At 67.2% G+C, this 17,863-nt stretch carries 16 protein-coding genes; 3 read left to right on the plus strand and 13 right to left on the minus strand.

Features of this window, described 5'->3' with window-relative positions:
- The first annotated feature begins 135 nt into the window (after positions 1 to 135).
- Both DPM12_RS01355 and DPM12_RS01360 read left to right on the plus strand, forming a co-directional pair.
- Positions 136 to 654 carry a MarR family winged helix-turn-helix transcriptional regulator gene (locus DPM12_RS01355; RefSeq protein ID WP_112256458.1) on the plus strand — a complete coding sequence of 173 codons (519 nt, stop codon included), beginning with the start codon at positions 136 to 138 and terminating at the stop codon, positions 652 to 654.
- A complete protein-coding gene (locus DPM12_RS01360; RefSeq protein ID WP_112256459.1) occupies positions 651 to 1,484 on the plus strand; it encodes a GNAT family N-acetyltransferase in 834 nt (277 codons plus the stop codon). The genes DPM12_RS01355 and DPM12_RS01360 overlap by 4 nt, the downstream gene beginning before the upstream one ends.
- A 157-nt stretch (positions 1,485 to 1,641) precedes the next feature.
- On the opposite strand, the gene DPM12_RS01365 is transcribed toward DPM12_RS01360, so the two are convergent.
- The 9 genes from DPM12_RS01365 to DPM12_RS01405 form a co-directional block, all read right to left on the minus strand.
- Positions 1,642 to 3,141 carry an FGGY-family carbohydrate kinase gene (locus DPM12_RS01365; RefSeq protein ID WP_245951182.1) on the minus strand — a complete coding sequence of 500 codons (1,500 nt, stop codon included), beginning with the start codon at positions 3,139 to 3,141 and terminating at the stop codon, positions 1,642 to 1,644.
- A gap of 61 nt (positions 3,142 to 3,202) precedes the next feature.
- Positions 3,203 to 3,691 (minus strand): ribose-5-phosphate isomerase, encoded by a 489-nt coding sequence (locus tag DPM12_RS01370; RefSeq protein WP_112256460.1) that lies wholly within the window; start codon positions 3,689 to 3,691, stop codon positions 3,203 to 3,205.
- The gene (locus tag DPM12_RS01375; RefSeq protein ID WP_211658191.1) at positions 3,688 to 5,469 is read right to left on the minus strand and encodes a dihydroxyacetone kinase family protein; all 1,782 of its coding nucleotides are present in this window, start codon (positions 5,467 to 5,469) and stop codon (positions 3,688 to 3,690) included. Before DPM12_RS01375 ends, DPM12_RS01370 begins: the two co-directional genes overlap by 4 nt.
- Positions 5,470 to 5,589: 120 nt before the next feature.
- A complete protein-coding gene (locus DPM12_RS01380) occupies positions 5,590 to 6,714 on the minus strand; it encodes an ABC transporter ATP-binding protein (protein WP_112256462.1) in 1,125 nt (374 codons plus the stop codon).
- Entirely contained in the window at positions 6,711 to 7,847 is a 1,137-nt protein-coding gene (locus tag DPM12_RS01385) for an ABC transporter ATP-binding protein (protein WP_112256463.1), read from the minus strand. Before DPM12_RS01385 ends, DPM12_RS01380 begins: the two co-directional genes overlap by 4 nt.
- Entirely contained in the window at positions 7,847 to 8,713 is an 867-nt protein-coding gene (locus DPM12_RS01390; RefSeq protein ID WP_112256464.1) for a carbohydrate ABC transporter permease, read from the minus strand. Before DPM12_RS01390 ends, DPM12_RS01385 begins: the two co-directional genes overlap by 1 nt.
- 3 nt (positions 8,714 to 8,716) lie before the next feature.
- A complete protein-coding gene (locus DPM12_RS01395) occupies positions 8,717 to 9,595 on the minus strand; it encodes a carbohydrate ABC transporter permease (protein WP_164465325.1) in 879 nt (292 codons plus the stop codon).
- 110 nt (positions 9,596 to 9,705) lie between these two features.
- The gene (locus tag DPM12_RS01400; protein WP_112256466.1) at positions 9,706 to 11,151 is read right to left on the minus strand and encodes an ABC transporter substrate-binding protein; all 1,446 of its coding nucleotides are present in this window, start codon (positions 11,149 to 11,151) and stop codon (positions 9,706 to 9,708) included.
- A gap of 104 nt (positions 11,152 to 11,255) precedes the next feature.
- Positions 11,256 to 12,320: a zinc-binding dehydrogenase gene (locus DPM12_RS01405; protein WP_112256675.1), complete on the minus strand. Its 1,065-nt coding sequence runs from the start codon at positions 12,318 to 12,320 to the stop codon at positions 11,256 to 11,258.
- 253 nt (positions 12,321 to 12,573) lie between these two features.
- Between DPM12_RS01405 and DPM12_RS01410 the strand changes: the two genes are divergently transcribed.
- Positions 12,574 to 13,581, plus strand: coding sequence for a sugar-binding transcriptional regulator (locus tag DPM12_RS01410; RefSeq protein WP_112256676.1), 1,008 nt, complete (start codon positions 12,574 to 12,576; stop codon positions 13,579 to 13,581).
- A 101-nt stretch (positions 13,582 to 13,682) separates the two neighbouring features.
- On the opposite strand, the gene DPM12_RS01415 is transcribed toward DPM12_RS01410, so the two are convergent.
- Genes DPM12_RS01415 through DPM12_RS01430 form a run of 4 tightly spaced genes read right to left on the minus strand, consistent with a single transcriptional unit; the run spans position 13,683 to position 17,788 of the window.
- Positions 13,683 to 14,864, minus strand: coding sequence for an ABC transporter permease (locus DPM12_RS01415; protein WP_112256467.1), 1,182 nt, complete (start codon positions 14,862 to 14,864; stop codon positions 13,683 to 13,685).
- Entirely contained in the window at positions 14,861 to 16,051 is a 1,191-nt protein-coding gene (locus tag DPM12_RS01420) for an ABC transporter permease (protein WP_112256468.1), read from the minus strand. The genes DPM12_RS01415 and DPM12_RS01420 overlap by 4 nt, the downstream gene beginning before the upstream one ends.
- Entirely contained in the window at positions 16,048 to 16,989 is a 942-nt protein-coding gene (locus DPM12_RS01425) for an ABC transporter ATP-binding protein (protein WP_211658195.1), read from the minus strand. Before DPM12_RS01425 ends, DPM12_RS01420 begins: the two co-directional genes overlap by 4 nt.
- Positions 16,990 to 17,035: 46 nt before the next feature.
- Positions 17,036 to 17,788 (minus strand): ABC transporter ATP-binding protein, encoded by a 753-nt coding sequence (locus DPM12_RS01430; RefSeq protein WP_112256470.1) that lies wholly within the window; start codon positions 17,786 to 17,788, stop codon positions 17,036 to 17,038.
- Positions 17,789 to 17,863: the final 75 nt, after the last annotated feature.

The raw sequence follows: 17,863 nt of genomic DNA on the forward strand, positions 1-17,863 counted from the left end.
AATAATGAGCCGGCTATCATTAGCCGAGAAATGATTTCTTCGATACGTTAGCTGGCTAACGTTTTCGGGTCAACCTGGTCCCCGGGTAACGTCCTCTCTGACAGGACTCGCAGGGACGACGGAGGCGGCGCGGACATGGATGGCCAGGCGACGGGATCCGAGGGGCACCCCCTTCACCCTCCTGCGACCGGCCCGTTCGCCGATCTCGAGCCGGATCACCACGAAACCCCGTCGGTGACGGAGCGATTTCAGCAGGTCTTCTGGGCTGCGAAGAAGGCCATGACCGACGCCGCGGAGACCGCGTACCGCCGGCACGGCGTGCGGTCGGGACAGCAGTTCATCTTGATGGCGCTCTGGGAGGAGGACGGGCTCAGCCCCGGCGAGCTCGCCCGCCGCCTCCAGCTCGCCACGCCCACCGTGACCAAGGCCACCGCTCGCATGGAGCTCGCCGGCCTGGTGGAACGCCGCCCGCACCCGAGCGATCGCAGGCTCGTCCGGATCCACCTCACCGACGCCGGCTTGCAGCTGCGACGCGTGATGGCAGACGAGATGCGCGCGCTCTCCGAACGTGCCCTCACCTCCCTGGACGAATCCGAACGGGAGGACTTCGTCCGCTTCCTCGCTCAGCTACGCACCAACGTCACCCCGCCATGACGCCAGAAGACACGAACGACCCGCCGCGTACCGGCCACGACGGGACGACGGGCGCGGGATCGATGCGGCCACGCCCACTGGCATCGGTCGACGACGTCGCATCGGCGACGGCAGGCGATGCCCTCGCGTGCTGGGCAGCACAGCGTCTCGACCGGACGGGATCGGCGTTCGCGGCCGGCGACGCGGTCGCGGTGGCCGCACCCGATCTCGCACGACGTGACCGGCTCGTCGTCCGCGGATCGGTGGCAGACACCACCGAGCTGGTTCGATCCCTCCTCGGTACGCTGCCGTCCAGCTACCGCGTCATGGGCTCCGCGCAACTCGTTCGGGCCATGGCCGATGCCATCTCGGACCTCGACGTCAGGGGCACGTTCGGGTGGATGGAAACGCGCACCCCCGCACCGGTACCGGACAACCCCGCCACGTGGCTCGACGGTGCCGAGCTCGGTGAAGCCGCCGAGCTGGTCCGGCGGGTCTATCCGGACTCATATGCCGTTCCCGGCGCCGATCCGGAACACCGCTGGGCCGGGGTCCGCGACGCCGCCGGCCGGCTCGTCGCCGTGGCCTGCGACGCCTGGACCGGCGGTGGCGTCGGCTTCGTATCCGGCGTCGTCACCGACCCCCGTGCGCGCAGAAGCGGCCTCGGCCGGGCGGTCACCGCGTTCGTCGCCCGGGAACTGTGGGCGAAATACGAGCGCGTGGCACTGATGGTCGACTCCAGTAACCACGCGGCGATCCGCCTGTATGAAGGGCTCGGCTTCACCGGCGAGAACGTGGCCGTGGCGACCTCTGCCGCGGCCGCTGCTGAGACCACGCGCCGTGCATGCTGAGACCACGTGCCGTGCATGCTGAGACCACGTGCCGTGCACGCTGAGACCACGCGAATTGGGCGTGGAAAGCGCTCTCTCGCGTGCATTCACCGTGCAAGGCCCCATCCCGTACACTGCGACGCGCCCAGCGCGGTTTCCACGGTCGCGCCCAGCCCGGCTAGGAAGGGGCTCGCTGCTCCTGCAAGCGGGCGAGCCGGTGCACGTGCTCTCGCGTCGCCGGATACAGCTCCCGGTACGTCGCGTACAAGTCGTCGTAGACCTCGCGCACCGACTCGTCCGGCGTGACGGTCCGATCGATCGTCGACCAGTCGGTTCCCGGTTCGAGGAGGCCGGCACCGATCCCCGCCAACAGCGCATCACCGTAGCTGGCACCGATGGTTTCTCGCGGCAGGACCTGGGTTCGGCCGCAGACGTCGCTGACGATCTGCGTCCACAGCCGGCTCTGCGTACCGCCACCAACGGCGATCAGCTGTGCTGGTCGCTCGGAGGCATCGTCGAGCAGCTCCAGGATCTCGCGGGTACCGAAGGCGATCCCTTCATAAGCCGCACGGAACAGGTGGCCCCGCGTGTGCCGCAGGCTGAGCCCGGCGACGACACCGCGCGCCCGCGCGTCGAAGTGCGGCGTGCGCTCGCCGGCGAAGTACGGCAACATAACGAGGCCCTCCGAACCGGCCGGAATCTGTTGCGCCTCGCCGACCAGCTGTTCGAAGGGAACGCCACCGACGATGTCCTGCAACCAGCCGGTCAGGCTGCCCGACGTGGCCATACCCGCCGCCAACGTGTACGTGTCCGGCTCGACACCGGACGTGGTCCACAGGGTCGAATCGACACGGGGCTCGCTCAGCTGGCCCACGAAGAACACGGTCGACCCATACATGATCATCAAGTCGCCGGGACGGCGCACACCCGCACTGAACGCTTCCGCCCACGCGTCGACGGTGCCCGCCGACACCGGCGTCCCCTCGGCCAGCCCGGTTTCCGCGGCGGCCCGGCGGGTGACCTTCCCGACGATTTCACCCGACCACGCCAGCTCCGGCAGCGGCAGCTCGCCCACGATTTCCGCGGCCCACTCCCGGTTCCAGTCCCGGGCCCGGATGTCGTAGAGCGGATCGCACTGGCTCGCCGTCAGATGATCCAGGACGTACTCGCCGGTCAGCCGGGCCGTGATGAACGAACTCGAGCCGTACCACCGAGACGCGCGTTCCCACACCTCCGGCTCGTGTCGACGCGCCCACAACAATTTCGGTCCCACTGCCTGAGAGGAGAGTGCCTTCCCGCACCGGCGTACCACCTCGTCCGCGCCAAACCGGTGGGTGAGCTCCTCGATCTCGGCGGTGGCCCGGCTGTCGATGCCGTAAAGAATGGCCGGGCGGACCGGGCGCGCATCGCCAGTACACAGGACGAGACACGGACCGACACCGCTGACGCAGACACCGGCGATCCGGCTGCCGCCGCGGCCGACGAGCTCGCGGGCGACGTCAACAACGTCGCCCCACCAGACCTGTTCGGCATCGACCTCTGCCCACCCCGGACGCGGCAGTGACATCGCGTGCGAGCGGGTGGTACTGGCAACGATCTCGCCGTCCGGCGTGGTGAGCGCCCCTTTGCTGCTGCTGGTGCCCATGTCGATGCCGAGAAGGAGCTCGTCCATGTCCATCACCACGATCGTCAGGCTGGCTGCACCACATCCTAGACAGCGGTGGCGGACGGGCGGGAGGTCAGGAGCACATGTTGGCTGCGTCACCGCCGGTTTCGAACTCGGAGATGATCGCCACCTTGCGGGCCGACGCCGAGCCCGCATCGAACTCCAGACCCAGCCATTCCGACACGAGGAGCCGGGCCAGTTCCGGTCCGACGACCCGGGCGCCGAGCGTCAGCACCTGGCAATCGTTCGACAGCACCGAACGCTGCACCGAGTAGCTGTCGTGGGCCACGGTCGCGCGCACACCCGTGACCTTGTTCGCCGCGATCGCCATGCCGATGCCGGTTCCGCACACCAGAACGGCGCGGTCGGCGTCGCCACGGGCGACAGCCTCGGCCGCGGCCAGCCCGACGTCGGGATACACGCGATCGTCGGCGGTGTCGTGCACCCCGACGTTCGTGACGACCTCGACCCGGCCATCTGCCCGGAGCGTGTCGGCAAGTAGATCCTTGAGCTGCAAGCCGGCGTCATCCGCGCCGACCACGATCCGCCATGTCCGACTCATGCTTTCGCTCCCGTCGTGTCGTGCTTGCTTCCGGAGTCCGTCTCGCCCAGGACGCCCACCCCGGTGAGCGCCGCGCTGGCCGCGCGTGCGGCGGCTGCCAGGGACACGGCGCCCGGATCGGGGGTGCCGTCGCTGCGATCACCCAGCCGCGCCGCCCGGCCACGCAGTGCCGTCATATCCGCGGTGGCCTCGGCCGCGAGCTCGGCGGCGGAGGCTGCTCGTTCCCACGCCCGGGCGATGCCGGCACCGTCGGCGACGGCCGACCGGAACGTCTCCACCAGCGGATGCAAGGCGTCGACCAGCGTCTTGTCCCCTGGCTGGCTCTGCCCGAGGCGGATCACCGCCTGTTCGGCCGCTTCCAACGCGGCCGCGAGCGATGCCGGCTCCGGGCCGTCCCCGGGCGCATCCCGGATCGCGTTGCCGACCGTCGTCAGGCCGGCTCCCCATAGCGCACCCGATGCCCCGCCGGCGGCATCGGCGAACGCCATTCCCGCCGCCGCGAGCACGTCCGAGGCGTCCGGACCGGCACGGTCCGCCGCGTCCACCGCGGCGTCGATGCCGCGCGTCATCGTGGTGCCGTGATCACCGTCAGCTGCCACCGCATCGAGCGCGCCCAGATGCTCTTCCAGCTCGCGCATGCGGCGAGCTACCGCGGCCAGGCCGGTACGGGCCGCACGCCCGGAAGCCGTCAACGACGACTCCGGCCAACGCTCCACCCGATGCTCCTCGACACCGGTCGAACCGAGCTGGGCGAGGGGCGCCACATCGAGTGGCAGTTGACGCGGTCTCTGGTAGCCCGGTGCATTTGCCGGTGTGGACAGCAGTTCCTCGAGTTCGTCATCGGTCCACACCAGCGTGATCGAGCATCCGGCCATGTCCATCGAGGTCACGAACTCACCGACATCGGGCTCGGTGAGGGTGATGCCAGCACGATCGGCGAGCCGGGCCAGCGCGCGGTAAAGCACGAACAGTTCCTCGTATTTGACCCGGCCCAGGCCGTTCACCAGGATTCGCGCCCGGTCCGCTCCCGCGGGACGCTCGGCCATCAGCCGGTCGAGCAGCAGCTCGGCCAGCTCGTCTGCGCTCGATCGCGGAAGCTCCAGGATGCCCGGCTCGCCGTGAATGCCCAGGCCGAGCACCATCGATCCGGGCTCGACGGTGAACAATGGCTCGGATCGGCCCGGCAGCGTGCACCCGTCGAAGCCGACGCCGAGGCTGCGGCAGCGGTCGTTGCAGTGCCGTGCGATCCGTTCCACCTCGTCCAGCCCGTCACCCCGGTGTGCCGCCGCCGCTGCGGCACGGAACACGAAGAAGTCCCCTGCGATGCCACGGCGCTCGTGGAGGCGTTCGGGCGGGGCGGAGGCGATGTCATCGGTGACGAGCGTGATGCGCGCGTCGATCCCGTCCCGGGCCGCCGCCTGGTCCGCAGCGAGCCCGAAATGCATCACGTCACCGGCGTAATTGCCGAACAGCATGAGCACGCCCGCCCCACCGTCGACGGCGCGGATCGTGCGGTAGACCTGCTCGGCCGACGGGCTGGTGAAGATGTCCCCGCACACGGCGGCGTCGGCCAGCCCAGGACCGACGAGCCCGGCAAATGTCGGATAGTGGCCGGAGCCGCCGCCGACGATCGTCGCTACCCGGCCCCGCGTGGGCGCGGTCACCGAGGCGATCGCCGAGGTCCGCGGAATGCGCCGGATGAAACGGTGGTAGGCGGTGACGAGGCCGTCGAGCGCCTCGTCCTTGAATGCGCGTCCGGTGTTGTACACGTATGTCACGTCCGGCCTCCCTGGAGCCTTGTGGTCTCGGTCGTCATGCGATCTCGGCGCTTGGCCCGGACCATCCATGTCGCGTGCGGCAGCGATCCTTCCCCTGCTCGACAGCCCGGTTCGGCAGCGTCATCGCAGCCGCTCGCCGGTCTCGGTGTCGAAGAGATAGACACGTTCCGGTGCGGCCGTGAAGCGAATGGGATCGGCCCGTGTCCACCGGTGGCCCGCGGGTGTCTGCACCACCATGGCGTCGTCGACGCCGGGGACGTTCACCGTCGCCTGGCCGAATTCGAGCAGGTTCTCGTAGACCTTGATCTCGCCTTCGAGACACGGCGCAGCGGGCGACACGTCGGTCCGGCAGTCCTGTGGGCGCAGCCCGACGGTGACCTGCTGATCGTGCTGCACGATTCGCGACGCCGTCACGAGCTCCCCGGCCCGGCCGATGTGCACCATGGTCCGATCACCGTCGATTCGCACGGTGCCACCCACAAGATTGATCTTCGGCTCCCCGACGAAGTCGGCAACGAACTGGTTGTCCGGATCGTCGAAGATCTCGTCAGGTGAGCCGAACTGCCGGATGACCCCGGCGTCCATGACCGCCATGCGATCCGCCAGGCTCAGCGCTTCGAGCTGATCGTGCGTGACGACGATCGTCGTGTATCCGAACTCGCGCTGCAGGACCTTGAGCTCGCGCCGCACGTGCTGGCGCTGCGAGGCGTCGAGGTGCGAGAGCGGCTCGTCCAGCAGCAGCACCGGTGGATTGCGGATCAAGGCCCGGGCCAGCGCGATTCGCTGTTTCTGCCCGCTCGACAGGGCGGCCGGGCGAAGGTCGAGCAGGTCGGTCATGCCGAGACGCTGGGCCATGCTATCGACACGCTGATCGACGTTCTTGGCCCGGCGGGCCTTCAACCCGTACGCCAGATTCTCGCGCACGGACAGCGGCGGGTAGAGCGCGTAACTCTCGAACCCGACGCCGACGTTACGGCGCTTCGCCGGCAGCGACGCCACCGACGTCTCGCCGATGCGGATGTCGCCGGATGTGACCGCTTCCAGCCCGGCGATCATGCGCAGCGTGGTCGTCTTGCCACAGCCCGACGGCCCGAGCAGCGCCACCATCTCGCCGGGCTCGATATCCAGGTCGATTCCCCGCACCGCCGCGAACGACTCGCGGTTGCGGCTCTCGAAGGTTTTGTACAGGCGGTCCAGCACCAGGCGCTGCGCAGTGCTGACGGCGGTGTCGGTCGTGGTCGTCATGCTTGCTTCCCCAGTTCGATTCCGGCAGCTCCCAGCCGGGGCGTGTCCACGTCGGGCTCCCCGCCGGCGAAGACGTGCACGTGTTCCAGCGCGATGTCCAGATCCACCTCGTCACCCTCTGGACGCGCGTTGTCACTGGATACGACGACGATCACGGGTGTTCCCGCGACGTCGACGCTCATCTCGACCGACCGGCCCAGCCGTTCGGCCAGCCGCACCGTCCCGCGCATTCGCAGCCGTCCCGGGGGCTCCGCCCCCGGATCCGCTCCGGTGGAGATGTCGCGCGGGCGCAGGCCCACCCGGACCGCCTGTCTCTGTTGGACTCCCAGCGCGGGCGGCACGGGGATGCTCACCGTCCCGCCGGCCACCCGGATCCGCCCGCCGTCGACCCGGCCGTCCAGAAGGTTCATCTCGGGCTGGCCCAACGCGCGGGCCACGAACGTGTCGACCGGCTGATGCCAGACCTGCTCCGGCGTGTCGACCTGGACGATCCGGCCGTCACGGAGCACGGCCACGCGATCTCCCAGCGCGAGCGCCTCCTGGTAGTCGTGCGTCACGTACAGCGTCGTGATATCAGCGAGCTCGCCGAGCTGCTTCAGCTCCGCTCGCATCGCCGCACGCAACTTCGCGTCGAGATGCGAGAGCGGCTCGTCCAGCAAGTAGACGTCGGCCGGGCGGACCAGGACCCGGCCGAGCGCGACGCGCTGGCGCTGGCCGTTCGACAGCTCACGCGGAAACCTCTCCCAGAGGTGCGAGATGCCGAGCGTGTCCGTGACGGTCTGGATGCGCCGGCGCCGTTCCTCCGCGCCATACCGGCCGGTCCGGCCCGATCGCAACGGCGAGGCCAGGTTCTCGAACACGGTCTTCTGCGGATACAAGGCGTAGCTTTCGAACGCCATCGCCACGTTGCGGTGGTAGGGCTCGACGCCACTCATGTTCCGCCCGGCGATCTCGATCCAGCCGTCGTCGAACTCGAGGAGCCCGGCGATGCATTTCAACGTCGTGGTCTTGCCGGCACCCGAGGGACCGAGAACGACGAAGAACTCGCCGTTCTCGACCGCCAGGTCCACACCGTCGACGGCCGTGGTTTTCCCGTACTTCTTGCGCAATCCCTGCACTTTCAACGTGCCCATCAGGCCTTCACCGCCCCGAACGACAGACCGCGCACCAGATACCGCTGGATGGTGAGTGCGAGGATCAACGGAGGCAGCGCCGCGATCACCGCGGCCGCCGCCGTGAGGTTGTAATACGCCTGGCCCCCGCCCCCGAGGAACTTCGTGATCGCCACCGTGACCGTGTTGGCCTCGTTACCGGTGAGGATCAGCGCGAAGACGTAGTTGTTCCACGCGAAGATGAACGCCAGGAGCGCGGCGGCCGCGATCCCCGGGCGCACCAGGGGTAGCGCCACGGTGAGGAACGTCCGGCGCCGGGTGTAGCCGTCCAGGAGGGCCGCCTGCTCCAGATCTTCGGGGAGATCCTGGAAGTACGAGCGCAGGATCCACACCACGAGCGGCATCGTGACGAGCTGCAACACCCAGATCAGCCCGACCCTGGTGTCGAACAGTCCGATCTGGTGATAGATCACGAACAGCGGCACGACCACCATCAGCTCCGGCGCGAACCGGAACGACAGGATGGTGAACATGACGTCGTTCGAGCCCCGGTACTTCCAGCGTCCTGCGGCATAGGCCGCGGGCACGCCGATGATCAGCGAGACCAGCACCGCCCCAACACAACTGACGACGCTAGTGATCAGCGTGCTGGTGAAATCTACGCTGGTCAGCTCCGTTCCGCGCGCGCTGAGGACGGTTCCGAAATTCTCCAGCGTCGGGGAGAAGGCGAAGTAGGTCGACGTCTGCTCTGCCGACGTCTTCAGGGCGAGCAGGACCATCCACAGGATCGGGAACAGGGCGAAGGTGAACCAGGCCAGGAGGGCGAGGTCGGCGAGCACGGACGTCAGCGTGAACCTGCGCCGGCCCGGAAGCAGTTCCGTCGACATGCCTCAGCCCTCCGCTCCTGCTGCCCGGCGCTGCGCCTTGCCCAGCACGCTCACGAGGTAGCGCGCCGTGATGAAGACGAGGATCCACAGGAGAAACATGTAGGTGCTCCCCAGCGAGTAGTTCAGGTTGATAATCGAGTCCTCGTAGGCGCCGATCTGCAGCGTCCGCGTCGCGGCGCCCGGACCGCCAGCTGTCAGGACATAGATGTGGTCGAAGATCTTCAAGCAGTCCATGAACCGGAAGATCACCGCAACCAGGATGTAGGGCCAGATCATCGGCAGCGTCAGCCGCCGGAACGTGTAGAACCAGCTGGCGCCGTCCACCTCGGACGCCTCGAACGGATCGCGCGGCAGGGACCGGATACCGGCCAGCACGAGGATGGCGACGAACGGCGTGAAGATCCAGATGTCGACGAGAATGACCGACCACAGCGCCAGGTCGGTACTCAACCAGTTGAAGGTCGAGCCGAGACCGAAGACGTAGTTGAGCACGCCGAACTGGGGGTTATACATCAGACCCCAGATGACGCCGGCAATCACCGGAGCGACCATCAGGGGAAGGATGAGCACCCGCTCGAAGATCCGCCCCACCCTGCTGGCCCGGTTGAGCAACAAGGCGACCCCGACCCCCAGGACCATCTCCGCGCCGGTGGCGACGACGGCGAAGACCAGCGTCACCCGCACGCTGCCCCAGAACTGGCTGTCGGTGAGGACCCGCGCGAAGTTCTCGAGGCCGACGAAGATCGGCTCGGGGTTGATCGCCGAATAGTTCAGCACGCCGTAGTAGGCGCCGAGGAAGAACGGGTAGAGGATTCCCGCGATGATGAGAACCGCGGGGATCGACAGCACGTAGGGCCGGGCCTTGCGGCGCCACGCCGGCACCGATGGCGGCCGCTCCGGTTCCTCCTGGACCGGCGCCGGCTCGTGGGTCCGTCCAGTGACCGTGGTGGACACCGGCGACCTCCTTTCGTGTCGGATCGAGCCGCAGGCCCTCAGGCGTTGACCTCGTCCGTGTTGGACTCCGCCAGCGCGTCGAGCCGGCTCCGGGCGTCCTCTCCGGAGTAGATGTCCTGGAGCGCGACCGCCCAGTTCTCGGTGGTCTCGAAGAACTTCGTTTGCGGCGTGAACTGGATTTCCGTGCTGTCGATGACTTTCTCGAAGGTTTCGAGATAGCCCGGGAAATCGCCGAGTGTCTCCTTGAACGCTCCATCGAAGACGGATGCGCGGGTGGGATCCGCGAAGGCCGACTCGCGCACGGCGTCCGACATCGCTTCCTTGCCCGTCGCCCACTGGATGAACAGCCACGCGGCGAGCTTCTTCTGCGACGCAGAGTTCATCGCCAGCGACCACGTCCACAGATTCGTCGCGTAGCTGCCGTCGGGACCGGCCGGACCGGGATGCCAGGCGAGGTTCCCGGCTTCCTGGCTTTCACCCGGCCGGTTCTGCGGATACGTCGCGGAATCGGCGTCGAACACCATCATCGCCGTGCCGTTGCCGAGATCACGAGTGGCGTCCGGGTACTCGTACGTGGTCCACGACGTCGGCCCGGCCTCCCGGGCGAGCTCCACCCACTTGCGGGTGAAGTCCACCGCCTTCTCCGAGTTCATCGCCGCGACGAGCTCGTCGCCGTCGACCTCGTAGTCGACCGCGCCCTCTCGGCTGTACTGGGTCATGAACCCGGGATGGATCGTCGCCCATGACCGCGATCCGCGGAACGCCACACCGTAGCGGCTCTCCGACCGGTCGGTGAGATCGATGGCCAGCTGGATGAAATCGTCGAACGTCTCCGCTGGCTTGATGCCCCGCCGATCGAACTCCGCCTTGTTGTACGCGACGACGTTGGTCTCGAAGCCCCAGGGGATCGCCCACTGACCTCCGGTGCCCAGCGGGCTTCCTTGCTGGAAGTCCCACCGCGTGGCCATGCGCAAGCCCTCGTAGATGTCCTCGAAGTCGTACTCGTCGCTGGTGGCCGAGGAATTCTCCAGCCACGGATCGAGATCTTCCAGCCACCCTGGAGGGCCGTATGTCCAGATGAAGTAGGCACCGATCATAAAGACGTCGTGCTCGCCACTGCCGCCAGCGAGTTCGGTGTTCAGCTTGGTGAAGTAATCCGCCTCGGGCACGAGCTCGGTCTCGACCTCGATCCCGGTCAGCTCGGTGAAGTCCTTCAGCAAGGGCTGGAAGCTCTGCTGGTAGGGATGCGGTGTCTGGAGGATCTTGATGCTCTCCCCCTCCGCCTTCTTCCAGTCAAAGCCGCCGCTCACCTCGTCGGCGGCGCTGCCTTCGTCGCTCGTCGTGCCGCCGCCGACACCGCACGCGGGCAGCAGGGAAGCCAGTGCCGCACCTCCACCGGCGACGCCCAGGTACTTGAGAAGATCACGACGGCCTAGGCGGCGGCCGCCGTTCTGCGGTTGGAACGAAGAGCTGCGTACGGTCATGTCACTGCTCCAGTCAGGTCAGATGGTCTCGGGGATGTCGGCTGGTGTGCTCGAACGTCGAACCTTCGCGCTCCGCCACGGGGACGTCATGTGCGAAGAGCACGTCACTCGGGAATGAGGGAAACCTTGATGGACTGCGTGCCGTCGGCCACGAGCTCCAGTCCGTCCTGGAAATCCGCGAGCGGAAGCTGGTGGGTGCAGATCTCGTTCATGGGCAATCGCCCGGACTCGACCATGCGGATCGCTGCTGGCCAGCACTCGGGGCCGAGATGAGCGCCCAGGACGTCGAGCTCCTTGTCGTCGCTGATGATGCTCCAATCGACCGTTACGTCATCCTTGAACACGCTGTACTCGACGAAGGTGCCGAGCTTGCGCAACAGGTTGAGCCCTTGCGGCACGGCTGATGGATGTCCCGTGCCTTCGAGGTAGACGTCGGCGCCATATCCCCCGGTCAAATCGCGCACGATGGGTTCGGGGTCAGTGTTCGAGACGTTGACGGTGAGATCGGCGCCACACTTCTCGGCCAGGGCGAGCTTCGCGTCGGATACGTCGAGGGCGACCACGCGAGCCGGGAACTTCGCGACCGCACCCGCGATCATGCCGAGCCCGATCGGGCCGCAGCCCGCGACCACCACCACATCGTCGAACCGGATGCCTGCGCGCTCCACGGCGTGCAGCGCGCAGGAGAGCGGCTCGACGAAGGCGGCATGGGCGGGCGAGAGTTCGCCACTCACGCGATAGACGCGTGCTTCCGGCGGGAAGGTCATGTACGACGCCATCGCGCCCGGGGTGCGGCGCTTGAACCCGTAGAGGTCGTGTGGTGCGCACATCCAGTACTGACCGCGCGTGCAATACCGGCACTGCCAGCACGGCACGATCTGTTCCGAGACGACACGATCTCCGGGCTCGACACCCCACTTCTCGCGCGCCGCGTCGTCGAGAGCGACGACCCGTCCGGTGAACTCGTGGCCCGGGATGACCCGGGTCTCGGCCCAGGCGGGCCGGATGGCATCCCCCCAGAACTTGGCCGCGCCGTGATAGCACTTCAGGTCGCTCGCACAGATACCGACGGCTTCGACTCGCACCAACGCACCCCCCTGTGGTGGCGAGGGGACCGGCACCTCTTCGAGCCGGTAATCGCGCGGCCCGTGGCATACGACCGCCTGCATCGTCTCCGGCACATCGGACGCTCGTGGGGTCGACGCGGGCGCTGTGGCCTCGGCTGGTGTGCGGGTGTGGGACTGCATGAGGAACCTCCAGCACCTCGTCGCGACGGCGGTCAACGCTGACTCGCGGATGTAATGCGCGACACACTAGACTGAATATGAAAAATTGTCCAGAACACATGTGCAGATGTACGTCATCGCAGAGATGATGTTCTGTCTCATGCCGGAAGGGCGCGAGAACGTGCAGACTGAGGGCATGCAACGTCCCGATCCAGATCGCCAGGCAGAGGCACATGCCGTGGCAGAGACGCGATTTCCTCCGGACCTGATGTACGCCGCGGCCCGCCTGTACTACCTCGAAGACGCCAACCAGGCGGAAGTGGCACGCAGGCTGAGCACCAGCCGCGCCACCGTGAGCCGGCTGCTGTCCGAGGCACGCCGCCAGGGCATCGTCCGGATCGACGTCGTCTTCCCCGAGGTCGTGGATTCCGCCGACCTCGCCGCGCGCGTAGCTTCGGCACTCGATCTGGAACGCGTCTACCTGTCCCAGACATCGGCATCGGCACACCCGGGTCGCGCCCTGGCACCCGCACTCTCCGAGGCGCTGGAATCAGTCGGATTGGCCTCCGGCGACGTCCTCCTGGTCTCCAGCGGGCGCACCGTCTACGAGGCTGCGCAGTTCGAGCTGCCCCGGTTGCCAGGCGTGATGGTTGCCCCCACCGTCGGCGGTCAGGACGAACCCGAAGCGTGGTATCAGACGAACGAGATCACTCGTGAGGTCGCATACAAGATCGGTGGGCGCCCGACGTTCTTGTACGCACCCGCGCTCCCGGGCGCCGATCTGTACGCCAGCCTCCTGGACGACCCCTCGATCCGCAGAGTGCTCGAGCTGTGGAAATCCGCCACATGCGTCGTCACCGGGGTCGGTGCCCCTCCACTGACCAGGAACTCCATACCGGCGTTCATCCCCACGGACGCCGCCAGCCTGCGCACCGCCGTCGCCGACGTCTGCTGCCGCTTCTACGATCGGGAGGGAAAGCCGGTTGAATTCCCCGGCAGCGATCGGCTCATGGCGACCGGGCTGGATGTCTTGCAGGACATTCCCTACGGAATCGGCGTCGCCGTCGGCGCTGACAAGGTCGGCGGCATCATCGCCGGCGCCCACGCCGGATACTTCAATCACCTGGTCACCGACCCGGAGACGGCCGCCATGCTGCTCTCGGCCGCCGAGAAACAACAACATCCCTCCTCCCCCTCCCGCTGATCATGAACACTAAACGGCCTATGTAGTCGCTTAGTGTTCATGATCAGCGGGAAGGGAAGCGGGAAGGGAGGAGGGATGTGGGGGGGCGAGGTCGGGCCGGGTCAGGCGCGCGTGAGCGTCACCCGTAACCGCCACGCGGCGAGGCCGAGAAACACGACGGCGAACGCCAGGAGCACACCCAGCTGGGGCAGGATGTCCACGATCGTCCCGCCCCTCCGGCCGACCTCGGTGAACGCTTCGAGCGCCCAACTGTGCGGCGTCGCGTGCGCGACGGCACGCATCGTCGAGCTGAACAGCTCCAGCGGAAGCATGGTGCCGCCGAGCGCACCGAGGCCGAGCCCGATCATCACGGTCACCCCGGCCGCCTGCTCGTCATTGTGCATCAGAGCGCCGACGAGCATGGCAGCACCGGCTGCCACCAGCGCGAACACCGTGATCAGTACGATCACGGACACGAGGTCGCCCCACTCGACTCCGAAGAGCACGGCCGACACGACGATGATGTACACCGCTTGAAACAGGCCCACGAACCATCGACCGGCTCCCTCACCGAGCACGATGGTCCACACGCTCGTGGGTGACGCGAGCATGCGCCGGCTCACACCGTACGTGCGGCTCTGTATCAGGGCCGCAGCACCGGTCAACGTGTTGAGGAACGTCATGAGGAGCAGCATCCCGGCAGCGATCTGCTCGAACCCGAACGACTGTTCCGCATCCTCACCGCCCGGCAGTACACGCTCGATCTCGATGTCGGGCAGCGCCTCCGCCGTACGGCCGACGACCTCAGCCACCTCCCCAGATTCCGCGCCGGACGCCGCGCGCAGCTGACCGATCACGCTGGGAACGACAGCCGCGGACTCGAACGCGCGGGTGACCACACCCTCGATCTGAGCGGCCTCGTCGGTCGAGCTCAGCAACATCCGAAGCTGCACTCCACCGTCGTCGCGCAGCATCTGCGAGGCGTCGTCGGGCGCGACGACACCGACCGTCACCGTGTCCTCGGCGACGAGATCCTCCAGCTCGCTCACACCGGTGCGGCGCACCTCCACCGATCCCGTCTCCTCAAGCCGCTCGGCGGCGTCGTCGACGAACTCGCCCGTTCCGGCGACACCGACCTCGGGGGCGTTGTCCTCACCGAACTGCACCCCCAGCACGGCGATGATCAGGACCGGGAAGATGAACACGAAGAAGAGGTTGATCCGTTCGCGGAACATGCGCACGAGGTTGTACCGGGCCATGGTCCACACCTTCGGCGCCACATGCGCCCGCCCATTCCTGGTCATGGCGTCAACCTCCGGCGCAGGAGAACGGTAGCAGGCACACCGACGACGACCGCGATAGCGACGAGCGCGGCCACGTGCGGGAGCACGACGCTCCCCGAGTCCGCGCCGGCCAGCGAGTCCAAGCCTTCGAGAAACCAGTAATGCGGGGTGAGCTGGGACAACACACCGAGAATGCCCTCACTAGCTACCGGAAACCACGAGCCGCCCAACATGGCGAGACCGACAGCGACGATGGCCTGTACGCCACTCGCGCCTTCTGCCGTCTTCGCGATTCCGGCAACCACGGCCATGAGCGCCACCGCCGTGAGGACGGCCGCGAGTACCAGCGCCGACACCCCGAGCCATGGCCCCCAATCGGCATCCATCAACACCGCTCCGGCCACCATGAGAATCACGGTTGCCAGCGCGCCCAGGACGTAGCTCACGATGCCCTTGGCGGCCAGGATGGCGTCCCGGCGGATCGGTGCTGCCAGCAACCGTCGCATCGTGCCCGTCTCCTTCTCGGACAGGAGAGTGGTGACACCGAACGAGACGGTGAAGAAGACGAACATCACCACCATGCCGGCCAGCATCCGAGAACCCGTGTCCAGCCCTTCTCCACCGGGCCATTCCCGGTGCAGATCCAGATCGGCCTCCTGCAATGCCGGTTCCGTGGATGTTCCGAGTTGCTGGCCGGCACCAGCGGCCAGGCGGCTTCGTTCGATGTCGGTGACGAGGCCGTCGGCGATGGACTCGACGATGCCGACCTGGATGGGCCGATCCGGATCGGCCACGACACGCAGGCGCGGTGCCTGCCCGCCGCCGGAGGTGACGTCGGCACCGAAACCCTCGGGGATGACGATGACGGCGTCGAGCCCCTGCTCGTCGATCGCGGACCGCACGTCCAGCTCGCCGTCCGACGTGCCGTCCGGGCCGGTGCCGGAATCGCCGTCGAACGTGACGATCGTCACACCGCCCTCGCCGTCGATCGCGGAGACGCCCTCGTACAGCCGGCCCGAGATCTCGGACTGGTCGGCGTCGACCACGCCCGCGCGCACCTCCAGCTCGTCACCCCCGAGGCCGCCGAACACGAGATCGAAAATGATCGCCAGGACGAACGGCGTCACGATGCCGACGAGAAAGAAGGACTTGTCCCGCAGCCGTTGGCGCATGTCCTTGACCGTGATGGTGCGCACAGCAGCGATCATTCGCGCAGCGCCTTCCCCGTCAGATGCAAGAACACGGCTTCCAGGTCTGGACGCGTCACCTCGATCGATCCGACCTGGGCACCACCGTCGACGAGATGATTGATCACGGCAGGGAGATGCCGGGAACCGTCGTCGGCCATGACGACGATCGCATGATCTTCGGTGCTCGCCTCCACGACCCCGGAGATGTCGCGGATGTGTCCGATCGCGGCATCGACGCTTCCCGTCACCTCGATGCGCACCCGATCGTTCTCCCCAACCCGCGAGATCAGCTGCTCGGTCGTGCCTTCGGCGACCACCCGGCCGGAGTCGATGATGCCGATGCGATCGCACAGCCTCTCGGCTTCTTCCATGTAGTGCGTCGTGTAGAGCACGGCCATGCCGCCGCCGGACAGTGCCTCCACCGATTCGAGGATGGCGTTTCGAGACTGCGGATCGACCCCGACGGTCGGCTCGTCGAGAATCAGCAGGCGCGGCGAATGCAGCAGGCCGATCCCGATGTTCAGCCTGCGTTTCATGCCGCCGGAGTACTTGCTCGTGCGTTCCTTGCGCCGGTCGGCGAGTCCGATCACCTCGAGCACCTCGTCTGCCCGCGCTCGCGCGTCGCGCTTCGACATGCCATAGAGCGAGGCGAAGAACATCAGGTTCTCTTCGGCGCTCAAGTCCGGGTAGATGGCCAGATCCTGCGGAACCAGGCCGATGGCCTCGCGACCTTGTGTCGAGCGTGGTTTGATCTGTGTACCCGCGACCGTCACCGTGCCGCTGTCGGGTTCGAGCAGCCCAGCGATCATCGAAATCGCCGTGGTCTTGCCGGCGCCGTTCGGCCCCAGCAGCCCGTACGTCTCACCCGGATCGATGGACAATGACACGTCGTCGACTGCCTGTAGCTTGTCGAACCGCTTGTACAGGTGGGCGGCCTCGACGAGGGGATCATTCACAGCCGACACGATAATGGTTCCGGGAAACCGTTCCGCCATCCGGCCGTCAGACCCGGACGTTCTCCCCCTCGACGGCACGGAACACGGCATCGAGGTTCTCGTCACCGCGCATCGTCTCGATCTCCTGCGGCGTGCCTTCGGCGACCGCATGCCCCGCATCGAGAACGGAGATCCGATCACAAAGCCGGGTGACCTGACGCGGATCGTGCGACGTGTACAGCACGGCCATGTCCATGCCACGCAGCGAATCCACGGCGCGCAACACCGCCTCCTGCTCGTCGCGGTCCACCCCGAACGTCGGCTCGTCCAGGATCAGCAGGCGCGGCCGGTGCAGCAGGCCGATACCGATGTTCAACTGGTGCTTGATGGCGTCCGAGCACTTGCTCATCCGCACCGGCGCCTGCCGGTCCAGGTCGGAGAGCCCGAGCTGCTCCAGCACCTCGGCCGCACGTTCCCGGGCAGCACGCTTGGACATACCGTTCAGGCAACCGAAGAACGTCAAGTTCTGTTCAGCGGTCAGGTCGGGGTATATGGCAAGGTCGGGCGGGACATAGCCGATGCACTCCCGGGCCCGGCCGGCTTGCGGCGTGACCTCCATACCGGCCACCGTCACCGTGCCTTCGTCCGGCTCCACCAATCCCGCGACGACCGACAGGGCCGTCGTCTTGCCGGAGCCATGCGGGCCGAGCAGGCCGTAGATCTCCCCAGCGTCGATATGGAAGGAAAGACCGTCGACCGCCCGGATGCCCGGAAAGTGCTTACATAGTCCCGATACTTCGACCAGACGTGTGTCTATCATCACACTCACGAATCTTCACAATAGCGCGCTCTCGCATCAGTGCAATGCGACGTGCGAAATCGATCCCCAACCATC

The sequence above is a fragment of the Phytoactinopolyspora halophila genome, assembly GCF_003287285.1.
In the GTDB taxonomy this organism is placed as follows: domain Bacteria; phylum Actinomycetota; class Actinomycetes; order Jiangellales; family Jiangellaceae; genus Phytoactinopolyspora_A; species Phytoactinopolyspora_A halophila.